This window comes from Saccharopolyspora cebuensis (assembly GCF_039542665.1).
In the GTDB taxonomy this organism is placed as follows: Bacteria; Actinomycetota; Actinomycetes; order Mycobacteriales; family Pseudonocardiaceae; genus Saccharopolyspora; species Saccharopolyspora cebuensis.
Map to the genome: position 1 here is coordinate 1 of NZ_BAABII010000012.1, position 23,715 is coordinate 23,715.

Sequence of the window (23,715 nt, forward strand, 5' to 3'; positions counted from 1 at the left end):
CTGAGAGAGGGGTGGGGCACGAAGACAAGTTGGTCTTCGTGCCCCACCCCTCCTTTTCGCGTTCTGCATGCAGACCGGACGGCGGCGGGGCCCTTCCGCTCAGCGACTGAGCGGAAGGGCCCCGCGGGCCGGGCGCCGTCTCGGCGGCGGGAGGAACTCAGTCCCAGGAGAGCGAGGCCCCGGACTGGTACTCGATGACCCGGGTTTCGAAGAAGTTCTTCTCCTTCTTCAGGTCCATCGCCTCGGACATCCACGGGAACGGGTTCGCCGTCTCCGGGAACACGGGGTCCAGGCCGAGCTGGGCGCAGCGCCGGTTGGTGATGAAGTGCATGTACTCGGCGCACTGGTCGGCGTTGATGCCGAGGATGCCGCGCGGCATGGTGTCCCGCCCGTAGGCGATCTCCAGTTCGCAGGCCTCGGTGAGCATCCGCCGCACCTCGGCCTGGAACTCCTCGCTCCACAGGTGCGGGTTCTCCAGCTTGATCTGGTTGATGCAGTCGATGCCGAAGTTCAGGTGGATCGACTCGTCGCGCAGGATGTACTGGTACTGCTCGGCGATGCCGACCATCTTGTTCCGCCTGCCCAGCGCGAGGATCTGCGCGAAGCCGGTGTAGAACCACATGCCTTCGAAGATGACGTAGAACGCGATGAGGTCCCGCAGGAACGCCTGGTCGGATTCGGCGGTGCCGGTGGCGAAGTCCGGGTCCTCCAGGCTCTGCGTGTAGTGCAGCGCCCAGGCGTCCTTGTCCGCGATGGACGGGATCTCCCGGTACATGTTGAACAGCTCGCCCTCGTCGAGGCCGAGGCTCTCGCAGATGTACTGGAAGGTGTGGGTGTGCACGGCCTCCTCGAAGGCTTGGCGCAGCAGGTACTGGCGGCACTCGGGGTTGGTGATGTGCCGGTACACCGCGAGCACGATGTTGTTGGCCACCAGGGATTCGGCGGTGGCGAAGAAGCCGAGGTTGCGCTTGAGCAGCCGGCGCTCGTCCGCGGAGAGCCCGTCGGCGGACTTCCACAGCGAGATGTCGGCCTGCATCGAGATCTCGGTCGGCATCCAGTGGTTGTTGCACGCGGCGAGGTACTTCTCCCACGCCCAGCGGTACTTGAGCGGCAGCAGCTGGTTGACGTCGGCGCGCGCGTTGATCATCGCCTTGTCGCCGACGTCGATGCGGTCCGCGCCGCGGGCGATCTCGCCGAGGCCGGTGGCGTCGTGGTGCTGCACTGAGGTCATGGTGCGGTGCTCCTGGGTTCGGGTGCTCACTGGCAGGCTTCGCAGTCGGGATCGGTGACCGAGCACGCCGCCGCGACGTCGGCGGGCACGGCGGCCGGGACCGCGTTGAGCTTGCCGTCGGTGCCGCGCAGGGTGCTCTTCTCCACGTGCGTGGCGCTGGTGGAGCGCAGGTAGTAGGTGGTCTTCAGGCCGCTGCGCCACGCCCGCCGGTACAGCTCGTCGAGGGTGCGACCGCTGGGCGCGGCCACGTAGAGGTTCAGCGACTGGGCCTGGTCGATCCACTTCTGCCTGCGCGCGGCGGCGTCGACCAGCCACTGCGGGGCCACCTCGAACGCGGTGGCGTAGAGCTGCTTGAGCCGGTCCGGGATCCGCTGGACCGGGGCGAGGCTGCCGTCGTGGTACTTCAGGTCGGCGACCATCGCCTCGTCCCAGAGCCCCGCCGCCTTCAGGTCGGACACGAGCTGCGGGTTGATGACGGTGAAGTCGCCGGACATGTTCGACTTGACGTAGAGGTTGCGGTACAGCGGTTCGACGGACTGCCCGACGCCGCAGATGTTGGAGATCGTCGCGGTGGGCGCGATCGCCATCACGTTGGAGTTGCGCATCCCGTCCCGCAGCACCTGCTCGCGCAGCGCGTCCCAGTCCAGGGTGGACGACCGGTCCAGGTCGACGTCGCCGCCGCGCGCCTCGGCCAGCAGCTCCAGCGAGTCGATCGGCAGCACGCCCCGGCTCCACAGCGACCCGTCGTAGGACTCGTAGCGCCCGCGTTCGGCGGCGAGCTCGCTGGAGGCGGCGATGGCGTGGTAGCTGACCAGCTCCATGCTGCGGTCGGCGAACTCCACCGCCTCGGCCGAGGCCATCGGGATGCGCTGGGCGAACAGCGCGTCGGCGTGCCCCATCAGGCCGAGGCCGACCGGCCGGTGCCGCAGGTTCGACCGGCGGGCCTCCGGGATCGTGTAGAAGTTGATGTCGATCACGTTGTCGAGCATCCGCACCGCGGTGCGCACGGTGCGCCGCAGCCGCGCCGCGTCGATGCCGTCGGGACCGACGTGCTGGGCCAGGTTCACCGACCCCAGGTTGCACACCGCGACCTCGTCGGCGCTGGTGTTGAGGGTGATCTCGGTGCACAGGTTGGAGGAGTGGACCACGCCGGCGTGCTGCTGCGGCGACCGGAGGTTGCACGGGTCCTTGAAGGTGATCCACGGGTGCCCGGTCTCGAACAACATGGTGAGCATCCGGCGCCACAGGTCCACCGCGCGGACCCGGCGGAACACGGCGATCTCGCCCCGGTCGGCCGCCTGCTCGTAGGCCCGGTAGCGCTCGGCGAACGCGGTGCCGTAGAGGTCGTGCAGGTCGGGCGTCTCGTCGGGGGAGAACAACGTCCACTGCTCGTCGGCCTCGACGCGGCGCAGGAACTCGTCGGGCACCCAGTTCGCGGTGTTCATGTCGTGGGTGCGCCTGCGGTCGTCGCCGGTGTTCTTGCGCAGGTCGAGGAATTCCTCGACGTCGATGTGCCAGGTCTCCAGGTAGGCGCAGACCGCGCCCTTGCGCTTGCCGCCCTGGTTGACCGCGACCGCGGTGTCGTTGGCGATCTTGAGGAACGGCACCACGCCCTGCGAGTTGCCGTTGGTGCCGCGGATGTGCGCGCCGATGCCGCGCACCGGCGTCCAGTCGTTGCCGAGCCCGCCCGCGTACTTCGACAGCAGGGCGTTGTTGCTGATCGAGTGGAAGATCGCGGCGAGGTCGTCGTCCACCGTGGTCAGGAAGCACGACGAGAGCTGCGGGCGGGTGGTCCCGGCGTTGAACAGGGTCGGCGTCGAGCACATGAAGTCCATCGAGGACAGCAGCTCGTAGAACTCGATCGCGCGCGCCTCGCGGTCGTCCTCGCGCAGCGCCAGGCCCATCGCGACCCGCATGAAGAACGCCTGCGGCAGCTCGTAGCGGGTGCCGCCGACGTGCAGGAAGTAGCGGTCGTAGAGGGTCTGCAGGCCGAGGAACCCGAAGGCGAGGTCGCGGTCGGGCAGCAGGGCGCGGCCGAGCCGGTCCAGGTCGAACGAGGCCAGTTCCGGGGCGAGCTGACCGGCGTCGACGCCGAAGCGCACGTAGTCGGCGAAGTAGCCCGGGTACTGGTCGCGCATTTCGACCTGGTCGGCTTCCCGCGGCTGTCCGGCCAACAGGCTCAGCACCTCGCGGCGCAGCTTGTCCAGCAGCAGCCGGGCGGTGACCGCGAAGTAGTTCGGTTCGACTTCGACCAGGGTGCGCGCGGCCATGATCTGCGCCAGCGCGAGTTCGTCACCGCTGATGCCGTCGTAGATGGTGCGCTGGACCTCGGCCAGCACGGCGTCGGCCGATACCCCGGTCAGGCCGTCGCACGCCTGCTGGACCACGGTGGACACCCGGGTCCAGGTCGGGGTGGCGAGTGTTGCGGTCACTTGGGCTCTCTCCCTCGCGAGCTCGGTGGACCACGACGGCGCACGGGGAGACCGCGGGGCGGTCGTCCGCGTGGACCCGCCCTCGAGGTCCCGGACAGGCACGCGCGCGGCGTGCCACCGGTGGCAGGTCTTCGGACTCACGGGCGGCCTACTGGTCGTGGCTTCCCAGGCTCGACGAGCCCAGTGCCGGATACGACGGTCGTTCCCGTTCACCGCTGCGGGGCAGTCCCGGACTCGCACCGGGTTCCCTCTTCGCCACCGGATCGCTCCGGTGGACCACCAGCGGCCACACACTACATCTTGGGTCAGCTCCTCTTTCGGATGGCCACATACCGGTGTGTCGGGCTTCCGGTCGACACGCCCGGACCGGTCGCCGAGACTGGCGGGGCGGACCACGGGGAGAGGGGGATCCCGGCATGGGGGCCGTCGACGAGGCCGAATTGCGCAGGCTGCTCGCCCAGCTCAGCGTCGCGGACAAGGTCCGGTTGCTGACCGGGGCGGACCTGTGGACGCTGCACCCGCTCCCGGAGATCGGGCTGCGTCCCTTGGTGCTCTCCGACGGTCCGCACGGCGTGCGCGGCCCCACCTTCGACGAGCGCGATGCCTCGCTGCTGCTGCCGGTGGCCTCGGCGCTGGCCGCCACCTGGGACCGGGCGGCGGCGCGCACCGCGGGCGGGCTGCTCGGCGACGAGGCCCGCAGGCGCGGCGTGCACGTGGTGCTCGCACCGACCGTCAACCTGCACCGCACCCCGTTCTCGGGCAGGCACTTCGAGAACTTCTCCGAGGACCCGCTGCTGGTCGCCGCGATGGGCGCCGAGGTCGTCGCGGGCGTCCAGTCCCGCGACGTGGCCGCCACGCCGAAGCACTTCGCGGCCAACGACAGCGAGACCGAACGGCTGTCCTACGACGTGCGGGTGGACGAGCGGACGCTGCGGGACGTCTACCTCGCCCCGTTCGAGCGGATCATCGCCGAAGCCGGGCCGTGGGCGCTGATGGCCGCCTGCAACTCGGTCCTCGGCCGGTCCATGACCGAGAACTCCTGGCTGCTCAACGACGTGCTCAAGGGCGAGTGGGACTGGGACGGCGCGGTGGTGTCGGACTGGTTCGCCACCCGCTCGGTGGAGGCCGCGGCGCTGGGCGGGCTGGACCTGGCCATGCCCGGGCCGGGTGGGCCGTGGCGGGAGCTGGGCGCCGCGGTGGAGGGCAACCGGGTGCCGGAATCCGTGCTCGACGACAAGGTGCTGCGGCTGCTGCGGCTGGCCGCCCGCACCGGGGCGCTCGGTCCGGAGCGCCCGGAACCCGGTCCACCGCCGGAATCCGCCCGGCCCGCCCTCCGCGACCTGGCGACCCGGGGTTTCGTGCTGCTGCGCAACGAACCGGTGGACGGCGCGCCGCTGCTGCCGGTGCCGGGCGAGGTGTCCCGGATCGCGGTGATCGGGGAGAACGCGCTGCTGCCCGTGGTGCAGGGCGGTGGTTTCTCGCGCGTCAGCCCGCCGCACGTGGTCACCCCGCTGGACGGGGTGCGCGCCGCGTTCCCCGCCGCCGAGGTGTTCTACCAGCGCGGGGTGCACCACCGGCGGCTGCTCGACCCGATCCCGCGCGCGGCGGTGCGCGATCCCCGGGGCGAGGGGACGGGCCTGCGGGTGGAGCACCTCGACGCCGACGGCGAGGTGCTGCGCAGCGAGCTGCGCGGCACCGACCGGCTGCTCTGGGCGGGCGACCTGCCCGCGGGCACCGAACGGCTGCGGGTGCGCGGCGAGCTGGCCGCCGCGGAGGGCGAGCACCGGTTCGGCGTGCACGGCGCCGGCCGGGTGCGGCTGTCGGTGGCGGGACGCGAGGTGCTCGACGCCGACAACGTCGCCGGGCCCGTCGACGATCCGGTGGGCGAGCTGCTGGAGCCGCCCGAGCAGCGCGTCGACGTGGTGCTCGTCGACGCCGACGTCACCGGTGGGGCGGTGGCGCTGGAGGTCGAGTTCACCCCGGCCGAGCCCCGCGGGCTGGTCGTGCTCGGGCTCGGGCACCGGGACCAGGAGCGGGACGAGGCCGGCGAGCTCGCCGCCGTGCGCGCGGTGGCGCGGGAGGCCGACCTGGCGGTGGTCGTGGTCGGCACCCACGACGAGGTGGAGACCGAGGGGCGGGACCGGGTCTCGCTGAGCCTGCCCGGCACCCAGGACGAGCTGGTCCGCCGGGTGGTCGAGGCCAACCCGCGCACCGCCGTGGTGGTCAACGCGGGGGCGCCGGTGCTGATGCCGTGGGCCGACGAGGTGCCCGCGCTGCTGTGGACGTGGTTCGGCGGGCAGGAGTACGGGCACGCGCTGGGCGACGTGCTGCGCGGCGCGGCCGAGCCCGGCGGGCGGTTGCCGACGACGTTCCCGGCGGAGCTGGCCGACGTGCCGGTTCCGCTGCCCGGGGTGCTGCCGGTGGACGGCGAGCTGCACTACACCGAGGGATCGCTGCTCGGCCACCGCGCCTACGCGGCGTACGGGGCCGAGCCCGCCTTCCACTTCGGGCACGGCCTCGGCTACACGACGTGGGAGTACGAGACCGCCGACGACGACGGCGACGCGGTCCGGGTGGTGCTGCGCAACACCGGGGACCGCGCCGGGCGCGAGGTGGTCCAGGTCTACGCCCGGCCGGACGACCTGCCCGCCTCGCTCGTCGGCTTCGCGGTGGCCGAAGCCGCAGCCGGTGACCGGGCGCAGGTGCGGGTCGCGGTGTCGGGGCGCCCCGGCGCGGAGCACCGCCTGGAGATCGGCCGCGGGCTCGGGGATCTGCGGCTCGTCGTCGACGGGGGCTGATCCGGGGGCCCGAGAACGGGGAGGACGTGACCATGCTGACCAAGCAGCAGGCGGCGGCAGCGGTCCGCGACGCCAAGGCGGAACTGGGCATCACCTGGCGGCAGCTCGCCGACACCGTGGGCAGGCCGGTGGCCTGGACCACGGCGGCGCTGCTCGGCCAGCACCCGATGGGCGAGCAGGAGGCGCGCGCGGCGGCGTCGCTGCTGGACCTGGAGCCGGAGGTGGAGGCGTCGCTGCGGGAGCAGCCGTACCGGGGCGCGCTGGGGCACCAGGTGCCCACCGACCCCACCGTCTACCGGTTGCACGAGGTGCTGGAGGTCTACGGGCCGACGATCAAGGAGCTCATCCACGAGGAGTTCGGCGACGGCATCATGAGCGCCATCAACTTCCGCCTCGACGTGCGTCGGGAGTCCGATCCGCAGGGCGACCGGGTGGTGCTCACCCTGAACGGCAAGTTCCTCCCGTACCAGTGGTGACGACCACCCCGCCCGCCCGCGGCCGTTGCCGGGCCACCCGGCAGTCGCTGCGCCATCGCGGGCCGGAGCAACGTTGTGGTCGGCGCATTCGGGAACGAAAAAGCCCCAGGCCGCGTGGCCTGGGGCTGCTGTGCGCCAACAGGGACTCGAACCCCGAACCCGCTGATTAAGAGTCAGCTGCTCTGCCAGTTGAGCTATTGGCGCTGGCACGTCGATCTGGGATTCCGTTCCGCATTTCCGCTTCCGGCGGGTGCTTCCCGGTCTCCCTGGCGACGTGAAAAACAATAGCACGGTTCCGGAGGGCCTCTCGCAGGGGGGTCCTCGATCGATCGAGGGCGCCGGGAACGCAACCTCACCCGGGGGCGTTGCGTCTACGAAGAGTGTAGATCCGCTGCGGGGATCACTCTGTGCAACGACCGGTGCCTGCACGCTCGGTCGGGGTATTGCTGCACACTGTTCCCGAGCGGTTTTTGGCGTATCGAATCGAACGGACTGTCGCCCATGAAGGTGTTGCGTAATCCTGTCGGGAGGTCCGCAGGGGTGTCGCGGTTGTTGTCGCTGCTGGTCCTCGGAGTGGTGGCGGTCTTACTCGCGGGGTGCGGCGGTTCCGGCCCCGCGGCGGAGCCCGCCGGGGAGCCCGCGGTGCCCACCGTGCGGACCACGCCGGACAACGGCGCCCAGGACGTCTCGCCGACCGGCGAGATCACCGCGTCGGTCACCGACGGCACGATCACCGAGGCGACCATGACCAACGAGTCCGGCGAGCAGGTCAAGGGCGCCGTCGCACCGGACCGCACCAGCTGGGCGGTGGGGGAGCCGCTGGGCTACGGCAAGACCTACACGCTGTCGGTGACGGCGCAGGGCCAGAGCGGTGAGCCGGTCACCCACCAGTCCACGTTCACGACGGTGAGCCCGAAGAACCAGACGTACGTGTCGATGAACCCGCTCGACGGCCAGACCGTCGGCGTGGGCCAGCCGCTCGCCTTCTACTTCAGCGCCGACGCGCCCGCGCCGGACAAGGAGCGCGCCGAGCAGGCCATCGAGATCAAGACCGAGCCGGCCGTCGAGGGCGCCTTCTACTGGTACGACGACCGCGAGGTGCACTGGCGGCCGAAGGAGTACTGGGAGCCCGGCACCAAGATCGAGCTGGACATCAACGTCTACGGCAAGGACCTCGGCAACGGCGTCTGGGGCCAGGAGGACCGCGAGGCCACCATCACCATCGGCGACGAGGTGGTGCTGCACGCCGACGGCGCCAGCAAGCAGATGCGGGTGACCCGCAACGGCGAGCTGCTGCGGACCATCCCGGTCGCGCTCGGCTCCCCGGAGTTCCCGTCCAACAACGGCGCCCACGTGGTGACCGAGAAGCACCCGAAGTACCTGATGGACTCCACGACCTACGGGCTCCCGCTGGACCAGGGCGGGTACAAGACCGAGGTCGAGTACGCCGTGCGGATCTCCAACGGCGGCGAGTTCCTGCACGCGGCTCCGTGGGCGGCGGCCGATCTGGGGCGGCGCAACGTCAGCCACGGGTGCATCAACATGACGACCGAGGATGCCAAGTGGGTGTTCGACCTGCTCAAGAAGGGCGACGTCGTGGAGATCACCAACTCCGGCGGGCCCGATCTGAAGTCCTGGGACGGCTTCGGCGACTGGCAGGTCCCGTGGCAGGAATGGGTCGCGGGCAACAAGTGATGCGGTCGGCCGGACCCTCCGGGGTCCGGCCCTCCCGGTGCCGGCCGTTCGCGGAACGACGAAGGCCCCGCTCCTGCTGGAGCGGGGCCTTCCGCGTGGGGTGAGTGACGGGATTCGAACCCGCGACTCCTGGGACCACAACCCAGTGCTCTACCGACTGAGCTACACCCACCACGTCCGCCGGATCAGCGGGACAGCCACCTCGTTCGTGCTGACCGCCTCAGCCGTGCCGGTGGAACCATCCTAGCGCGTCGCGCCGCGGGCTCCCGCACCGGCCCCGGTTTCGGCGATCGTGCGAGCTCAGCGCTCGTCCCCGGCCTGTTCCTGGCGGGCCTTCTCGATGCCGCCGACCCCTTCGCCGTCGAGCAGTTCCGCGGCGATCTCCTGGGCCCGCTCGCTGGACGGCCCGGGCGGCTCGACGAACGCGGTCCGCCGGTAGTAGGCCAGCTCCCGGATCGACTCCCGGATGTCGGCGAGCGCCCGGTGCGCCAGCCCCTTCTCCGGCTGCGCGAAGTAGATCCGCGGGTACCAGCGGCGGCACAGCTCCTTGATCGACGAGACGTCGACCATCCGGTAGTGCAGGTGCGCGTCGAGGGCGGGCATGTCCCGGGCGATGAAACCCCGGTCGGTGGCGATGGAGTTGCCCGCCAGCGGCGCCGACCGGCCTTCCGGCACGTACTTGCGGATGTGGTCCAGCACCTGCCGCTCGGCTTCGGCGAGGGTGGTGGTGGAGCGGCGCACCTCCTCGGTGAGCCCGGATTTGGCGTGCATCTCGCGCACCACCTCGGGCATCCCGGCCAAGGCGTCGTCGTCGGCGTGGATCACGATGTCCACGCCGTCGCCGAGCACGTTCAGTTCGGAGTCGGTGACCAGGGCCGCGATCTCGATCAAGGCGTCCTTGCCCAGGTCGAGCCCCGTCATCTCGCAGTCGATCCACACCAGACGGTCGTTCACCTGTCCGAGCCTAACGCGGCGGCGGGCGGTGTCGCGCGACCGCTCCTCAGCCGGCGTCGCGGCGGGCGAGCAGGTCGCCGGGCACCACCTTGCCGGTGGCGTTGCGCGGCAAGGAGTCGAGGAACACCACCTCGCGCGGCAGCGCGAACGCCGACAGCCGGTCGCGCAACCGGTCGCGCAGCCCCTCGGCGTCCAGCTCGGCGCCCTCGCGCAGCACCACGAACGCCGCCAGCCGCTGCCCGAACTCGGCGTCGTCCACCCCGATCGCGGCGGCCTCGGCCACCTCGGGCAGCGCGGCCACCGCGTCCTCGGTCTCCTTGGGGTAGACGTTCTCCCCGCCGGAGACGATCATGTCGTCCTCCCGGCCGACCACCTGCAGCCGTCCGGCCGCGTCGAACCGCCCGAGGTCCCCGGTGGCCATCAGGCCGTCCCGGAACTCCTTGCTCCCGCCGTGGGTGTAGCCCTCGAAGAGCATGTCGTTGCCCGCGAAGATCCGGCCGGTCCGGCCGCGGCGCACCGGTCGGCCGTCCTCGTCGAGGAGGCGCACGGTGGTCCCGCGCGGCGGACGTCCCGCGGTGCCGGGGGCGGCGCGCAGGTCCTCCGGCGTGGCGATGCTCACCCAGGAGACCTCGGTGGAGCCGTAGAGGTTGTGCAGCACCGGTCCGAACCGCTCCCGGAACCGCTCGGCGAGGTCGGCGGGCAGCGCCGAACCGCTGCTGGCCACGATCCGCAGCGCGCCGTGGTCGTAGCCGCGCTCGGGCAGGTCGAGGATGCGCTGGAGCATCACCGGCACGGCGAACATCGACGTGCAGCGGTGCCGGTGCATCGCGCCCAGCGCCTGCTCCGGGTCGAACTTGCGGCGCAGCACCATCGTCGCGCCCAGCACCGAGGCGAGCTGGAAGGCGGCGAGGCCCCAGGTGTGGAACAGCGGTGCGCCGACCAACATCCGCTCGCCCGCGCGCAGCGGGACCCGGGACAGGATGGTCGCGACGGGGGCCAGGCCCGGCGGTTCGGGCCGCCGCGCGCCCTTCGGGGTGCCGGTGGTGCCGGAGGTGAGCACGACCAGCCGGGAGCGCCTGCCGGGCCGCGGCAGCACCCGGGTCGAGCCGGTGGCCACCAGGTGCTCGACCGTGGAGTGGCGGGTGGTGCCGTCGGTCCAGGCCAGCACCACGTCGAGGTCCTCGGGCAGCGCGTCGAGGTGGTGGGTGAACTCGCCGTCCACCAGCAGCACGCCGACCTGCTGGGCGCGCACCACCTCGGCGACCTGCTCGGTGGGCAGCCCGGTGTTGAGCAGCACGACGTCGACGCCGAGCTTGCCGGCCGCGACCATCGCCTCGATCGGCCCGTGGTGGTTGCGGCAGAGCACCCCGAGGCGGGTGCCGGGGGCGAGCCGGGCGCGCAGCGAGTGGGCCAGCCTGGTGGTGCGCTGGGAGACCTCGGCGTAGCTGAGCGCCCCGCGCTCGTCGATGATCGCCGGGCGGTCCGGGTGCCGGATGGCGCCGACCGCGAAGCCCAGCGGCGGGGTGATGCCCCAGCGCCGCCAGGCCAGTGCGATGCGCAGCAGCTTGTCCGGCCGCATGGGGCGCACGACGCCCTGCCGGACCAGCACGCCGATCGTGTTCAGCGGGGCGAGCAGCCGTTCCAGGAGGCCGGCGGACCGGCGCAGCACCACGTTCACGCATCCACCCTCTCGGTACGAGTTACCCGGGAGTAGATGATGCCCGTTCGCGTTCCGGGCGGGAAGGCCCGAGCGCTCAGCCGTCCTCGTCCGCGGCGAGCACGACGGCGTCCCGCAGCGCGGCCCGCAACCGGCCGACCTCCAGCGGGGAGAGCACCGCGGCATCCCCCGGCGGGGAGACCACCACCACCTCGCCCCGCTCGACGAACACGGACATGTCCCGCCTGCGGCCCGCCACGTCGCGACAGGTCACGTGCCACTTCTTCGCGGTCTTCACCAGCATCCCCCGCATCCGTCGAACGTCGTCCCATCATGGGACGCGGCGGGTGCGGGCACATGACGCCGAAGGCTCCCGGGTGCGCGGATCGACCGTCCGGGGGATGGCCGACCCCCGCTCAGACCGGGCGGACGACCAGCCCGCCCGCCTCGGCGGTCAGGGTCAGCGAGCGGTCCTCGAAGTCGGCGATCGGGAGCTCGTCGCGCACCAGCAGGTGCCGGGCCCCGAACGCCTCCACGCGGGCCTGCCGGGTGGTCAGGGTCCGGGGCTCCTCCCCGGTGCCGCCGACCTCGATGCGCAGGCCCTCGTCGGTCACGGTGAGGCTGACCCAGCCGCCGGGCACCGACAGCGCCTCGCCGTCGTGCTCCACGGTCAGCGTGCTCTCGGCCGGGCACTCCGACCGCAGCGCGACGTGGGACAGCGCGACGTCGCGGCGCCCGTCCTCGGCCGCCATCGCGATCACGTTGCGGGAGACCTCGTCGGCCGGACCGTCGACCGGCTTGGGGGTGAGCACCGGGGCCTGCGCCTTGGCCGCCAGCCGGTAGGGCTGCCAGGACCCGGCGCCGGTCAGGTTCACCACGGCGGTGATCGGGGACTCGGTGGCGGGCAGCTCCGCACCGGACGCCGCGGTCACCTCCACGGCGGTGACGCCCCGCTCGTCCAGCAGGTCGCGCAGCGCCTTGCCGCGCTGGCGGCTGTTGCGGTCGAACGCGCGGTTGATGGCCACGGTCCCGGAACCGGCCGCGGCCACCGCGGCGTCGGTCAGGCTCGGCAGCGGACCCCAGATCTCCGCGGGGTCGGCCTGGCGCTGCGGGCGCCGGGAACGGGCAAAGCTCGGGGCGTCGGTCGTGGTCTCCATCGCCACCCATTTTAGTCCGGTGCCCAGGGGCGCTCCCGCGGGCGGTGGTCGAAGCGGGCTGTGAAATCCGTCGCCTCCGGCCCCACCCGCCCCATCGGCCCCGCCGACCTGCGGGTGTGGTCACGGCGCTCCCGGGTGGTTAGTGTGATCCGTGACGCGGGGTGCCCGGCAGGGCTGAGAACACACCCGTTGAACCTGACCTAGCTAGCACTAGCGGAGGGACGTCGTGATTCCCAACGTGCTGACCATCGCAGGCACCGACCCCAGCGGCGGTGCCGGTGTCCAGGCCGACCTCAAGGCCTTCTCCGCGCACGGCGCCTACGGCATGTCCGTGATCACCGCGCTGGTCGCCCAGACCACCACCGGTGTCGCCGAGGTCCACGAGGTGCCGCCGGAGTTCGTCCGGACCCAGCTCGACACGCTGCTCGACGACGTGCGGGTGGACGCGGTCAAGATCGGGATGCTCGGCGGCGCGGGGGTGATCCGCGCGGTCGTCGAGGTGCTGGACCGGTACGCGCCGCCGGTGGTGGTGCTGGACCCGGTCATGGTCGCCAAGAGCGGCGACCGGTTGCTCGCCCCGGACGCGGTGGGGGTGCTGCGCGAGGAACTGCTGCCCCGCGTCGACCTGATCACCCCGAACCTGCCGGAGGCCGCCGACCTGCTCGGCGAGCCCGAGCTCGGCGCGGTGGCGGGCATGGCCGACCAGGCGGCGCGGCTGGCCGGGCTGGGCGCCAAGCAGGTGCTGCTCAAGGGCGGTCACCTCGCCGACGAGTCCAGTGTGGACCTGTTCCTGGGGGACGGCGGGACCCGCGAGCTCAGCGGGGACCGGGTGCGCACCCGCAACGACCACGGCACCGGCTGCACGCTGTCGGCGGCCATCGCGGCGCTGCGCCCGCAGCGCCCGGACTGGTTCACCGCGGTGCGGGAGGCCAAGGAGTACCTGACCTCGGCGCTGCGCGCCGCCGATCGGCTCGACGTGGGCAGCGGCCACGGTCCGGTGCACCACTTCCACCGCTGGTGGTGACCGGCCGCCCCGATCCGCCCCGACCGAGAGGACCACCATGAGCACCCTGCCGCCCCCGCCCGCCGACGGCTTCTGCGCCCGCGCCTGGTCCCGCACCGCGGCGCTCCAGCAGGCGATCGTCGAGCACCCCTTCAACGCCGCGCTGGCCGACGCCACGCTGGACCGCGACCGGTTCGCCCAGTACGTCGTGCAGGACGCGCGCTACCTCGTCGGTTTCGCGCAGGCGCTGGCCGCGGCGGCCAGCCGCGCCGGTGATCCCGCCGACGCCGCGTTCCTGTCCGGGGCCGCCCAGGGCGCGCTGGTCGAGGAACGCCGGTTGCACGCCGGGTACGTCGAGGAGTTCGGCCTCACCGCCGCCGAGGTGGAGGGCGTGGAGACCCCGCCGTCGGCGCTGGGCTACATCTCCTACCTGCGCGCGTGCGCGCTGACCGAGCCCTACCCGGTGCTGGTGGCCGCGCTGCTGCCGTGCTTCTGGGTCTACCAGCACGTCGGCAGCACCATCCTGGAAGCCACCGGCGACCTCACCGGCCACCCGTACCGGGCCTGGATCGAGACCTACGCCGACGACGAGTTCGCCGAGGCGGTGCTCGCCGCCCGCGACCTCACCGACCGGCTCGCCGCCGAGGCGACCGGGGAGACCCGGGACGCGATGTTCGCGGCGTTCCAGCGGGCCACCGAGTACGAGTGGCTGTTCTGGAACAGCGCCTGGGAGAAGGAGGAGTGGCCCACCGCCCGCTGGCGGGCCTGAGGACCGCGCGAAGCGAGCATGTCGTGAGGTGAGGGGCACCCTTGACCAAGTAACTCGGGCAAGGGTGCCCCTCACTCAGCTCACGAACGGGTGAGAGGGGCGCGTGCCGGTGGTGCGGTGTGCGGTGTACCACCGGCGTTAGGAATTAGGCTAGCCTCGCCTTATTGTGATCGGGTGTTCGAGCCTCACCCGGTCGGGGTCACCGCCCGCGAGATCGACGTCGCCTACGGCCGCGACGTCGTGGTGCACGCCGCCTCGCTCGCGCTCGCCCCCGGATCGGTCACCGCCCTGATCGGGCCGAACGGCAGCGGCAAGTCCACGCTGCTGCGCGCGCTCGCCCGGCTGCACCCGCCCGCCGCGGGGGAGGTCGCCTTCGCCGACGGCACCGAGCTGCGCGCCCTGTCCAGCCGGGAACTCGCGCGCCGGATCACGCTGCTGTCCCAGCAGCGCGCGGTCCCCGGCGGGCTCTCGGTGCGCGAGCTGGTCGAGTTCGGCCGCCACCCGCACCGCTCCCGCTGGGGCGGACGCGACCCGGACGGGCCCGCCGCAGTGGCCCGCGCGATGGAGCTGACCGGGCTCACCGCGCTCGCGGACCGCCCGGTGCAGGCGCTCTCCGGCGGCCAGGCGCAGCGGGTGTGGCTGGCGAGCTGCCTGGCCCAGGACACCGCGCTGCTGCTGCTCGACGAGCCGACGACCTTCCTCGACCTGCGCTACCAGGTCGAGATCCTCGACGTGGTCCGCGACCTCGTCGACCAGCACGACGTCGGCGTCGGCGTGGTGCTGCACGACCTCGACCAGGCCGCCGCCGTCGCCGACCGGATGCTGCTGCTGGAGGGCGGCCGGGTCACCGCGGAGGGCGCGCCGGCCGAGGTGCTGACCACCGCGAACCTCACCCGCGCCTACGGCACCCGGATCGAGGTCGGGGTCGACCCCGGCGACGGGAGCATCCGGACCCGCGCCCTCGGCCGCTTCAACGGCGGCGGACGGCGCTCCGCGTCGGCCGGGGACCGGTCGCGCCAGTGAACAGGAGAGAAATGCGAATTCCCCGCGTGATCACCGGTATCGCCGCGGCCGTGCTGCTCGTGGCCGGTTGCGGCACCACGGAGGACCCGAGCCGCGGCGATGCCGTCGCCGACGGCGGGCAGCCCATCACGGTCGTCGACTCGCGCGGCAAGGCCGTCGAGCTCGACGGTCCCGCGAAGCGGGTCGCCGCCACCGAGTGGAACGGCGTGGAGGAGCTGGTCTCGCTCGGCGTCATGCCGGTGGGCGTCGCCGACCCGGAGGGCTACGAGCAGTGGGTGAGCGCCGCGCCGCTGGACGATTCCGTGCGCGACATCGGCACCCGCGGCGAGCCGAGCATCGACGCGATCAGCTCGCTGGGCCTGGACCTGGTGGTGGTCACCGCCGGGCTGCCCGAGGGGGCGCTGCGCCAGATCGAATCCCGGGTCCCCGTGCTGGTCATCGAGGGCGGCAACGCCGCGGACCCCATCGGCTCGCTGTTCTCCGACGTCGGCATGATCGCGAAGGCGACCGGGACCGAACCGGCCGCCGCCGCGCTGCGGGCGGAGTTCGACGACGGGCTCGCCGCGGCGAAGGCGGAGGTCGAGCGGCTCGGCGCGGCCGGTGACCAGGTCGCCTTCTCCGACGCCTACGTGAATTCCGGCTCGGTCACCATCCGCCCCTTCACCGAGGGATCGCTGGTCTCCGCGGTGTTCGAGCGCATCGGCCTGCGCAACCCGTGGCCGATGCAGGGCGACCCCCGGTACGGCTTGGGGCAGACCGACGTCGAAGGGCTCACCCGGTTGCCCGACGTGCGGTTCTGGTACCTCGCCAACGGCTCGCTCGGGGACCCCTACGCCGAGGTGCTCGCGGACAACGCGATCTGGCGCGGACTGCCGTTCGTGCAGCGCGGTGCGGTGCACCGGTTCCCGGACGGGCTGTGGATGTTCGGCGGCCCGAAGTCCATGGTGCAGTACGCCGATGCCGCCGTCGACGCGCTCCGCGGATAGCCCCGCGCCGCGGGTTCCCGGTCGGGTCCGGCGCCGCCGCGGCCGGCTGCTGCTGGTGGCGGCCGGGCTCGCCGCGCTCCTGGTCGCGCTGTCCGCGGCGCACCTGGCGCAGGGGACCTCGGGCGTGGACTTCGCCGCGCTCGTCCGGCTGGCCCTCGGTTCCGGGGCTGAGGACACCGCGGCGGTGGTCGTGGAGTCCCGGTTGCCCCGGTTGCTGGCCGCGCTGCTGGTCGGCGCGGCGCTCGGCGTCGCGGGTGCCGTGCTGCAGTCGGTGGCGCGCAACGTCATGGCCTCCCCGGACACGCTGGCGGTGAACGCGGGCGCGCACCTGGCGGTCGTCGCGGTCACCGCCTTCGGCTTCCAGATCCCGCTGCTGGGCGCGGCCGGGATCGCGTTCGCCGGTGGGCTGGCGGCCGCCGCCCTGGTGCTGGCCCTGGCGGGCAGCGGCGGCACCGGGGTGGTCCGGCTGGTGCTCGCGGGCACCGCGATCGCGCTCGCCATGACCTCGGTCACCCAGATGCTCCTGCTGCTGTTCCCGCAGGAGACCCAGGGGCTCTACGAGTGGGGCGCCGGTTCGCTGGGCCAGAACGGGCTCGACGGGGTGCGCGCGCTCGGCCCGGTGCTCGGCGTCGTGGTGGTGCTGCTGATGCTGCTGGCCCGGCGGCTGGACGTGCTGCACCTCGGCGAGGACCACGCGCGCACGCTGGGCGTGCCGGTGGGCCTGGTCCGGTCGGCCGCCGTGGTGCTCGCGGTGCTGGCGGCGGCCGCGGCGGTGACGCTGGCCGGTCCGATCGGCTTCGTCGGGCTCGCCGCGCCCGCGCTGGTGCGGCTGCTCGCCGGCGCGGTGCCGGGGCTGCACCGGCACGCCGCGCTGGTCCTCGTCTCCGCCGCGACCGGCGCGGTGCTGGTGCTCGGCGCCGACGTGCTGCTGCGCGCGGTGCTCGGGGCGCGGGCCGCCCTGGAGGTGCCGACGGGGGTGCTGACCACGGTGCTCGGCGCCGCGTTCCTGGTGGTGCTGGCGCGGGGCGTCCGGGTCGCGGCCGCCGCCCCGGGACCGCCCGCCGCCGGGGTGCGCAGCGGGATCACCCCCGCCCGCCACCGCGCGGTGCTGGTGGTGCTCGTCGCGGCGGCGGGCGCGGTGGTGGTGGGCGCGCTGCTGCTCGGCGACGCGAAGCTCCTGCTGGGCGACCTGGCGAACTGGGCGTCCGGCCGAGCCGGTCCGATCGTCAGCAGCGTGCTGGACAACCGGGTGCCGCGGGTGCTCGCCGCGCTGCTCGCGGGCGCCGCCCTGGCGCTGGCCGGTGCCGTCGTGCAGGCGGTGGCGCGCAACCCGCTGGCCGAGCCCGCCATCCTGGGCGTCTCCGGGGGTGCCGGGCTGGGCGCGGTCGCGATGATCATCGCGGTGCCCGGGGCGTCGTTCTGGCTCCAGGCCGGGTGCGCGGGCGCCGGGGCGCTGGTCGCCGCGCTCGTGGTGTTCGCGCTGGCGGCCAAGGGCGGGTTCGCCAGCCAGCGGCTGGTGCTGATCGGCTTCGGCGTGCAGGCCGCGACGCAGGCGCTCATCACGCTGCTGATCAGCGCGACCGACCCGTGGAACCAGACCAAGGCGCTGACCTGGCTGGGCGGGTCCACCTACGGGCGGCTCTTCGAGCACCTGCTGCCGATGGCCGCCGCGCTGCTGCTGGTGCTGCCGCTGCTGGTGCGCGCGCGGGGCGCGCTGGACCTGCTGTCCGTGGACGAGGAAACCCCGAAGGTGCTCGGGGTGCGGGTCGGCCCGGGGCGGCTGGTGCTGCTCGCCGGCGCGGTGGTGCTGACCGGTGCCGCCGTCGCCGGGATCGGCGTGGTGGCCTTCGTCGGGCTGGTGGCCCCGCACATCGCCCGCGCGCTCGTGGGACGGCGGCACGCGCGCACCCTGCCGGTGGCCGCGCTGCTCGGCGGCGTGCTGGTCTGCGCGGCCGACACCCTGGGCCGCACGGTCATCGCGCCGGACCAGCTACCGGCGGGGTTGACCACGGCGCTGATCGGTGCGCCGTACTTCGTGTGGCTGCTGCACCGCGACCGCGCCAGGACCGGCTGATCCCGACTCACCCGTTCGGGGAGTGAGTGAGGGGCATCCTTGCCCGAGTTGGGGTCTTTTCAGCATGCGGCGGAGCCGCATGCAGTGAGGCTGTCAGCTTGCACCGCCGCGGGTTCTCAGCGGTCTTCTCGCGAGGACGCCCTGATGCCGTGTATTGGCATACATCAAGAAGGGCGCCCGGAGCGAGAAGACCGCTGAGGTTCCGCCACCCGCACCGCCACGCAGGCCATTCTGAAAACAGTCCTTACTGGGGCAAGGGTGCCCCTCACCTGGGAGATCTTGGGCCGTTCCGGTGACGTTGTGACGTGTGGGGCGCGACATGTCACGTGTTGCTAACGAAACGGTGGTGGTCGGTCGATGTCCCGAGTGAACGCCCGTTCGGGCGACGGGGCCGTGGGGTTCTCCCACCGTAGACGGGATGTCGGTGCCGAATGTTCTCGATGTTGATCGTGCTGCTGGGCATGGTGGTGCCGGTGCTGACCGCCGCGCCGTTCTACGTCGCCGCGCACCGCCGGGAGCCCTGAGCCGGGCTCAGCTCCCGTAGATGCTCCACGCGAGCTGGCCCTTGCCCTCCTGCAGGGCGCGCAGCGCCTTCGGCGCGAAACCGCCGGATTCCGGCACCGCGGGCACCTGGAGCCCTTCGCTGAGCGCCCAGCCGGAACCGCGGTCGATCAGCGAGCGGTGCTTGTTGGTGTAGTAGTTCGAGTTGATCGACACGGCGACGCCGTGCGCCCCGGCCGCCGCGGCGACCAGGTGGGTGTGGAACCGGGTGGACAACCAGCGCTGCCCGGCCGCGGCGGGCAGCCCGGTGTCGGTGATCTCGGAGAACGGGTAGAACCGGGCGCCCGGCAGGTCGTGCTCGACGAGCGCGAAGACCTCCCGGTCGACCCGCGGGATGCCCTCCACCACGCCGACCTGCTCCGGGCGGACCCCCCACTCGCGCAACGTGTCGAGCAGGAAACCGGCCAGCGCGGGCACCGTCACGTCCAGCAGGTCCGACTGCAGGCAGATCATGACCTCGCGCAGGTCGTCGGTGCGGTACAGGCCCGGTTCGATGCCGAAGAACATGTCGTCCCCGGTCGCGCTGAACGAGGTCCCCGCCACCAGCGAGGCCGACGGCTCGTCCCGGACGTCGACGACGGAGAACTGCGCGGCCAGGTTGCGCAGCAGCGGGCGCGCCTCCTCGGCCACCGGCCACAGGCCCTGCCCGGTCATCACCGCGCGGCCGCCGGAGCGGCGCACCGCGGCCACCGCGGCGGCGAGCAGCCCGATGTGGCGCGGCCAGATGCCGTTGATGTAGCCGCCGCCGATGACGTGCACCAGGTCGACGCGGGCGGCGAGCTCGATGCCGGCCACCCAGCGCGGCGCCAGACCGGGGTTGTTGATCGCGTGCTGCACGAACGACGCGACCTCCCACGGGCCGTCCGAGGGGGCTTCCCAGCACAGCCGCCAGAACGTGTCGGTGAACCGCACCCGGGGGTGCAGGTGGCCGAGCAGCACCTCGCTGGGCCCGGGGTTCGGGCAGTCCAGCCACACCTCGCTGTCCGGCGCCACCTTCGCCAGGTACTTCAGCCAGGTCGCGGCGATCAGCTCGTCCCCGTAGTTCGGATGGCCGGTCGTGGCGACCAAGTACAGCGTCGGCGAAGTGCGGTTGCTGGTCACAGGCGGGGCTCCCACGGGTAGGCGTGCTGCACCGCGAACCTAACAACTCCGGACCGGCTCGCCGGGCGCGGTCCGCCGCCTCGGCCCTGACCTGCGGGGGTGGCGCGATGACACGACCGCGAGCTATGGTTAGGCAAACCTAACTCCGGGGGTGTTCTCGATGATCCGCTCGCGCGCGACGGTGCGCACCGACAAGCCCGACCGCTACGGCAAGCAGCTCAGCTCGCACCTGGGCCGCAAGTGCGCGGTCACCGAGGAGGACGGCGGCACCCGCATCGCGCTGCCGCCCGACCGCGGTGCCGGGAGCTGCCTGCTGCTCGCCGAGTCCGGAGCGCTCGCCCTGCACGCCAGCGCGGAGAGCACCGAGGTGCTGGACCGGGTCCAGGACGTGATCGGCCGCCACCTGGAACGGTTCGGCCAGCGCGATGGGCTGACCGTGTCCTGGGTGGCGGCCGAGTAGCGGACTCATTCCGTGGTCCCGCTGCGGGGCGGTGCCGGTGGCGGAACCTCAGCGGCCTTCTCGCTGCGGGATCCGCTCCTGATGTACCGAACGCGTACACGGCGTCGCGGCTGTCCTCGCGAGAAGGCCGCTGAGAACCCGCGGCGGTGCGAGTTGGGTGCGTGGTCGCAAGCGGCTGCGCCGCTTCGCCAAGGCGCTGAAGTGCCGTGGTCCCGCCGCGGGGCGGTGCCGGTGGCTTCAGTTGCCGTTGAGTTCGGAGCGGAGCCGTTCCAGCCGCTGCCGCGACCGGTTGAACCGGGCCTCGAAGTGCTCCTCGAACAGGTTCGTCGGCAGCACCGGGATGTCGCCCTTGTCCTCGGGGTGCGCCTCCGGCGGCACCGGTTCCGAGGGCTGGGTGGTCTCGGCGGGTGACTCCGGCGGCACCGGCTCGGCCTCCCGGTCCGGCGCCGCCGACGCGTCGGCCTTCGGCTCCGGCTGACGCGGTACGTCGGCGACCGGCTCCGCCTTCGCGGCCTCCGCCGTCGGCTCCTTCTCCGCCGACTTCGGCGCGGCGGCGGGACGCGGGGCGGTGGCGGCCTCGGTCCGCAGCGCGTGCCTGCCCTTCGGCGGCGACTCGATGACCCCGGCCTCGGTCAGCCGCCGTTTCGCACCGTGCAGCAGCGGCCAGAAGATGAGGGTGGCCAAGGCGAAGCCGGTCACGAACGACAGGACGATGACGTCCAAGGGACTCCTCCGATCGGGATCAGTTCTGGCGTGCTGGGTCGGGCGTCGCCGGCGGGACGCCGGTGCCTTCGGGGTGCGCGTCGAGCGTGATCGTGAAGGTGCGGACGCCTTCGCGCTGCTCCGGCACCGGGAGCACGGCGGCGGGCAGCGCGGCCTGCCCGGTGGTCGAGGTGCGCAGCTCCGAGGTCGAGTCGTCGAGCACCTGGCGCGCGCCGTCCATCGCGGTGAGCACCGACCGGCGCAACTCCTCCAGCCTGGCCTGCTGGACGCGCAGTTCCTCCAGCACTTCCAGCCGGAGCTGCTCGCTCTCGGCGTTCCACTGCCCGCACTGCTCGCGGGTGCGGGCGACGAGCTCGTCGGCTTCCTCCTGCGCGGCGGAGACGACCTTCTTGTACTCGTCGCGGATGCTCTGCCGCAGCCGCTGCTCCCGCGCGCGCAACTCGCTGACCGACTGCTCGTGGTCGCGGCGCAGCGCGTCCCGGCGCGCCTCGATGTCGGTGACCAGGCTGCTGCACTCGGAGCGGATCTCGGCGGCCTGGCCCTCGGCGGAGCCGAGCAGGTCGCGGGCCTCGGTCTCGGCCGCGCCGCGGATGATGTCGGCCTGGCGCTTGGCGGTGTCGCGGAGGGTCTGCACCTCTTCCTCCGCGATGGCGAGCATGTTCTGCACCCGCTGGGAGGCGGCGGGCAGGCCGGTGTCGGAGGACTCGATCCGCTGCAACCGCTGCTCCGCCTGGTCCAGCGACCGGCGGGTGTCGTCGTAGAGGGTGCGCAGATCGTCGTTGAGCCGGACGGCTTCGTTGCGATCGAGGGTGACCAGCCGGAGCTGGTCTTCGAGGACTGCGATGTGCTCCAGGACCTGGGTGCGGTGGAAACCGCGCAGTTGGATGTCGAATCCAGGCCGGAGCGGGACGACGGCGTCCACGTCTTCCATGCTGGATCTCCTCTCCGGCGGGGAATGGCGGGGGACCAGTGCGGCGAGTGCCGATCCGCATTCGGAGAGTAAGCGCGGTCCGCGATGATCGCCCAGCGAGACGGGGTGATCGTCACCGGATGGGGTGATCAGCGTCCGCGGCGGGGACTTCGTTCCTGGTCGCGGGGTTCGCGTCGGAGTCCACAGTGTACTGACGGCCTCGGGTGGGGCGGACCGTAGCTCCTGATCACCTGGTTAGGTTAGGCTCCGCTCATCGTCCGGGAGCTGCTGCTCGCCGACCAGGGAACCTGCTCGCCGACCAGGGAAGGAGTGCGGCGTGATCGTCGAAGCCGAGGGGAACGGGGTGCACCAGCGCTCGTCGGCGCTGCTGCGCCGATGGCTGGCGGAGACCCACACCCCGGTGCCCGAAGGCGCGCTGCGGCTGGCGATCGGCCCGGTGCGGCTGCGCACCGAGGTCGTCCACCGCTCCCCGACGGGCCAGCACGGCTTCGGCCCGATCCGGGTGCTCGACGCGAACGGCGCCGAGGTCGTCGAGGCGGAGCCGGTGCTGCTGGCCGCCGCCTGCTCGGCGGACGCCCGCGCCCGCGCGACCGCGGACGCCCCGCTGAACGCCCCGGGGGCGCCGACGCTGGTCGACTGGGCGGTGGATTCGGTGCTGCGGCGGGAATCCGACCCGCTGCCGCCGCCCGGCGAGCTGGCGGCGCTGGCGCGCTCGCTGTCCTCGGCCGACGAGGCGCGGCGCTGGTTGTCCGGTCACGTGGAGAGCAGGCTGCTGCCGGGGCTGCGCGCCGCGACGAACGCGGAGGCGGCCACCGAGGCGTTGCTGTCCCGCGGTGCGCTGCCGGTGATCGGCGGGCTCGGCCGCCGCGGGGTGGCCGACGAGCGGGAGCTGCTCGCCGGTCTGGTGCGCGGCCTGCACGCCGTCGTCGAGGGCTACCCGGAGACGAAGTGGCTGGTGGACCACTGGCTGACCAGTCCGACGCTGACCGATGCCGCGGCGCTCAACGGGGGTGCCGTGCGGTACGAGCGGACCGCCGAGGGCGCGGTGCGGGTGCGTCCGATGCCGTTCGAGCGCGCCAACCCGCTGCGGGTCGCGGAGCCCGAGGTGGAGATGCCGGTTCCGGTGCCGGAGCTGGGCGGCGGTTTCCGGCTGCGGCCGGTCCGGCTGGACCCCGACGCCGAGCTGGTGCACCGCTGGATGAACGCCGAGCACGTCGCGGTGAACTGGAAGCAGGCCTGGCCGCTGGAGCGCTGGCGGCAGGAACTCGCCGGCCAGCTCGGCGGGGACCACTCGCTGCCGTGCGTGGTGTCCCGGGACGGGCGCGACCTCGGTTACCTGGAGCTGTACCGGGTGCGGCGGGACAAGCTGGCGCACTGCTACTCCGGCGGGGACCGCGACCTGGGCGTGCACATCGCGATCGGGGAGCCGGACGTGATCGGCCGCGGGGTCGGTTCCGGGCTGCTGCGCGCGGTGGCCGAGGGGCTGCTGGCGGCCGACCCGGCGTGCGCCCGGGTGGTCGCCGAGCCGGATGTCCACAACGGAGCGTCGGTGGCCGCGTTCGGGAAGGCCGGGTTCGTCCGCTCCCGCGAGGTCGGGCTGCCGGGCAAGAATTCGGCGCTGATGGTCTTCGCACGCGGGTGAGGGATCCCACGGCGATCTGTTCCGGACCGGATCAGTGAAGTA

At 72.8% G+C, this 23,715-nt stretch carries 19 protein-coding genes, 2 tRNA genes and 2 riboswitches; of the genes, 10 read left to right on the forward strand and 11 right to left on the reverse strand.

Going from position 1 to position 23,715, the window contains the following annotated elements:
• Window positions 1-157 precede the first annotated feature (157 nt).
• Together ABD976_RS17390 and ABD976_RS17395 are read right to left on the reverse strand one after the other, a co-directional pair.
• Entirely contained in the window at window positions 158-1,231 is a 1,074-nt protein-coding gene (locus ABD976_RS17390; RefSeq protein ID WP_369774841.1) for a ribonucleotide-diphosphate reductase subunit beta, read from the reverse strand.
• A gap of 26 nt (window positions 1,232-1,257) precedes the next feature.
• Window positions 1,258-3,663: a ribonucleoside-diphosphate reductase subunit alpha gene (locus ABD976_RS17395; protein WP_345364402.1), complete on the reverse strand. Its 2,406-nt coding sequence runs from the start codon at window positions 3,661-3,663 to the stop codon at window positions 1,258-1,260.
• A 105-nt stretch (window positions 3,664-3,768) separates the two neighbouring features.
• Window positions 3,769-3,959: riboswitch (cobalamin riboswitch) on the reverse strand.
• 120 nt (window positions 3,960-4,079) lie between these two features.
• Between ABD976_RS17395 and ABD976_RS17400 the strand changes: the two genes are divergently transcribed.
• Window positions 4,080-6,461 carry a glycoside hydrolase family 3 protein gene (locus ABD976_RS17400; RefSeq protein WP_345364404.1) on the forward strand — a complete coding sequence of 794 codons (2,382 nt, stop codon included), beginning with the start codon at window positions 4,080-4,082 and terminating at the stop codon, window positions 6,459-6,461.
• A gap of 32 nt (window positions 6,462-6,493) precedes the next feature.
• Complete coding sequence (gene cynS / locus ABD976_RS17405; protein WP_345364406.1) at window positions 6,494-6,937, forward strand: cyanase; 444 nt, start codon at window positions 6,494-6,496, stop codon at window positions 6,935-6,937.
• A gap of 131 nt (window positions 6,938-7,068) precedes the next feature.
• On the opposite strand, the gene ABD976_RS17410 is transcribed toward cynS, so the two are convergent.
• Window positions 7,069-7,141, reverse strand: a tRNA-Lys gene (locus tag ABD976_RS17410).
• A gap of 336 nt (window positions 7,142-7,477) precedes the next feature.
• Between ABD976_RS17410 and ABD976_RS17415 the strand changes: the two genes are divergently transcribed.
• Window positions 7,478-8,632, forward strand: coding sequence for a L,D-transpeptidase (locus ABD976_RS17415; protein ID WP_345364408.1), 1,155 nt, complete (start codon window positions 7,478-7,480; stop codon window positions 8,630-8,632).
• A gap of 96 nt (window positions 8,633-8,728) precedes the next feature.
• On the opposite strand, the gene ABD976_RS17420 is transcribed toward ABD976_RS17415, so the two are convergent.
• From ABD976_RS17420 to ABD976_RS17440, 5 genes are all read right to left on the reverse strand, one after another.
• Window positions 8,729-8,804, reverse strand: a tRNA-His gene (locus ABD976_RS17420).
• 128 nt (window positions 8,805-8,932) lie between these two features.
• Complete coding sequence (gene orn / locus ABD976_RS17425) at window positions 8,933-9,586, reverse strand: oligoribonuclease (RefSeq protein ID WP_345364410.1); 654 nt, start codon at window positions 9,584-9,586, stop codon at window positions 8,933-8,935.
• 46 nt (window positions 9,587-9,632) lie between these two features.
• Entirely contained in the window at window positions 9,633-11,264 is a 1,632-nt protein-coding gene (locus tag ABD976_RS17430; RefSeq protein ID WP_345364412.1) for an AMP-binding protein, read from the reverse strand.
• 76 nt (window positions 11,265-11,340) lie between these two features.
• Complete coding sequence (locus ABD976_RS17435; RefSeq protein ID WP_345364414.1) at window positions 11,341-11,547, reverse strand: hypothetical protein; 207 nt, start codon at window positions 11,545-11,547, stop codon at window positions 11,341-11,343.
• A 112-nt stretch (window positions 11,548-11,659) separates the two neighbouring features.
• Window positions 11,660-12,400: a hypothetical protein gene (locus tag ABD976_RS17440; RefSeq protein WP_345364416.1), complete on the reverse strand. Its 741-nt coding sequence runs from the start codon at window positions 12,398-12,400 to the stop codon at window positions 11,660-11,662.
• A gap of 147 nt (window positions 12,401-12,547) precedes the next feature.
• Window positions 12,548-12,639: riboswitch (TPP riboswitch) on the forward strand.
• On the opposite strand from ABD976_RS17440, the gene thiD reads away from it, so the two are divergent.
• The 5 genes from thiD (at window position 12,627) to ABD976_RS17465 (ending at window position 18,255) form a co-directional block, all read left to right on the forward strand.
• Complete coding sequence (gene thiD / locus ABD976_RS17445) at window positions 12,627-13,424, forward strand: bifunctional hydroxymethylpyrimidine kinase/phosphomethylpyrimidine kinase (protein WP_345364418.1); 798 nt, start codon at window positions 12,627-12,629, stop codon at window positions 13,422-13,424. Its footprint overlaps the riboswitch before it by 13 nt.
• 37 nt (window positions 13,425-13,461) lie before the next feature.
• A complete protein-coding gene (gene tenA / locus ABD976_RS17450; protein WP_345364420.1) occupies window positions 13,462-14,172 on the forward strand; it encodes a thiaminase II in 711 nt (236 codons plus the stop codon).
• Window positions 14,173-14,346: 174 nt separating this feature from the next.
• Complete coding sequence (locus ABD976_RS17455) at window positions 14,347-15,195, forward strand: ABC transporter ATP-binding protein (RefSeq protein WP_345364422.1); 849 nt, start codon at window positions 14,347-14,349, stop codon at window positions 15,193-15,195.
• A gap of 11 nt (window positions 15,196-15,206) precedes the next feature.
• On the forward strand, window positions 15,207-16,181 hold the full coding sequence (locus tag ABD976_RS17460) for an ABC transporter substrate-binding protein (RefSeq protein ID WP_345364424.1): 975 nt from the start codon (window positions 15,207-15,209) through the stop codon (window positions 16,179-16,181).
• Window positions 16,153-18,255: an iron ABC transporter permease gene (locus tag ABD976_RS17465; RefSeq protein WP_345364426.1), complete on the forward strand. Its 2,103-nt coding sequence runs from the start codon at window positions 16,153-16,155 to the stop codon at window positions 18,253-18,255. Before ABD976_RS17460 ends, ABD976_RS17465 begins: the two co-directional genes overlap by 29 nt.
• Window positions 18,256-18,786: 531 nt before the next feature.
• Here ABD976_RS17465 and ABD976_RS17470 read toward each other — a convergent pair.
• The gene (locus ABD976_RS17470) at window positions 18,787-19,917 is read right to left on the reverse strand and encodes a polysaccharide pyruvyl transferase family protein (protein WP_345364428.1); all 1,131 of its coding nucleotides are present in this window, start codon (window positions 19,915-19,917) and stop codon (window positions 18,787-18,789) included.
• A gap of 160 nt (window positions 19,918-20,077) precedes the next feature.
• Here ABD976_RS17470 and ABD976_RS17475 point away from each other — a divergent pair, with 160 nt between their 5' ends.
• Entirely contained in the window at window positions 20,078-20,377 is a 300-nt protein-coding gene (locus ABD976_RS17475; protein WP_345364430.1) for a DUF2218 domain-containing protein, read from the forward strand.
• Window positions 20,378-20,614: 237 nt separating this feature from the next.
• On the opposite strand, the gene ABD976_RS17480 is transcribed toward ABD976_RS17475, so the two are convergent.
• Both ABD976_RS17480 and ABD976_RS17485 read right to left on the reverse strand, forming a co-directional pair.
• Window positions 20,615-21,100, reverse strand: coding sequence for a hypothetical protein (locus tag ABD976_RS17480; RefSeq protein ID WP_345364432.1), 486 nt, complete (start codon window positions 21,098-21,100; stop codon window positions 20,615-20,617).
• Between the two features lie 19 nt (window positions 21,101-21,119).
• Window positions 21,120-22,031, reverse strand: coding sequence for a hypothetical protein (locus tag ABD976_RS17485; RefSeq protein WP_345364434.1), 912 nt, complete (start codon window positions 22,029-22,031; stop codon window positions 21,120-21,122).
• Between the two features lie 316 nt (window positions 22,032-22,347).
• Here ABD976_RS17485 and ABD976_RS17490 point away from each other — a divergent pair, with 316 nt between their 5' ends.
• Window positions 22,348-23,673 (forward strand): GNAT family N-acetyltransferase, encoded by a 1,326-nt coding sequence (locus ABD976_RS17490; RefSeq protein WP_345364436.1) that lies wholly within the window; start codon window positions 22,348-22,350, stop codon window positions 23,671-23,673.
• Window positions 23,674-23,715: the final 42 nt, after the last annotated feature.

Coding starts and splice junctions, on each gene's coding strand:
- ABD976_RS17390 (WP_369774841.1), bottom strand. CDS start 1,231: ATGACCTCAGTGCAGCACCACGACGCCACCGGCCTCGGCGAGATCGCC.
- ABD976_RS17400 (WP_345364404.1), top strand. CDS start 4,080: ATGGGGGCCGTCGACGAGGCCGAATTGCGCAGGCTGCTCGCCCAGCTC.
- cynS (WP_345364406.1), top strand. CDS start 6,494: ATGCTGACCAAGCAGCAGGCGGCGGCAGCGGTCCGCGACGCCAAGGCG.
- ABD976_RS17435 (WP_345364414.1), bottom strand. CDS start 11,547: ATGCTGGTGAAGACCGCGAAGAAGTGGCACGTGACCTGTCGCGACGTG.
- ABD976_RS17440 (WP_345364416.1), bottom strand. CDS start 12,400: ATGGAGACCACGACCGACGCCCCGAGCTTTGCCCGTTCCCGGCGCCCG.
- tenA (WP_345364420.1), top strand. CDS start 13,462: ATGAGCACCCTGCCGCCCCCGCCCGCCGACGGCTTCTGCGCCCGCGCC.
- ABD976_RS17460 (WP_345364424.1), top strand. CDS start 15,207: ATGCGAATTCCCCGCGTGATCACCGGTATCGCCGCGGCCGTGCTGCTC.
- ABD976_RS17465 (WP_345364426.1), top strand. CDS start 16,153: ATGCCGCCGTCGACGCGCTCCGCGGATAGCCCCGCGCCGCGGGTTCCC.
- ABD976_RS17475 (WP_345364430.1), top strand. CDS start 20,078: ATGATCCGCTCGCGCGCGACGGTGCGCACCGACAAGCCCGACCGCTAC.
- ABD976_RS17485 (WP_345364434.1), bottom strand. CDS start 22,031: ATGGAAGACGTGGACGCCGTCGTCCCGCTCCGGCCTGGATTCGACATC.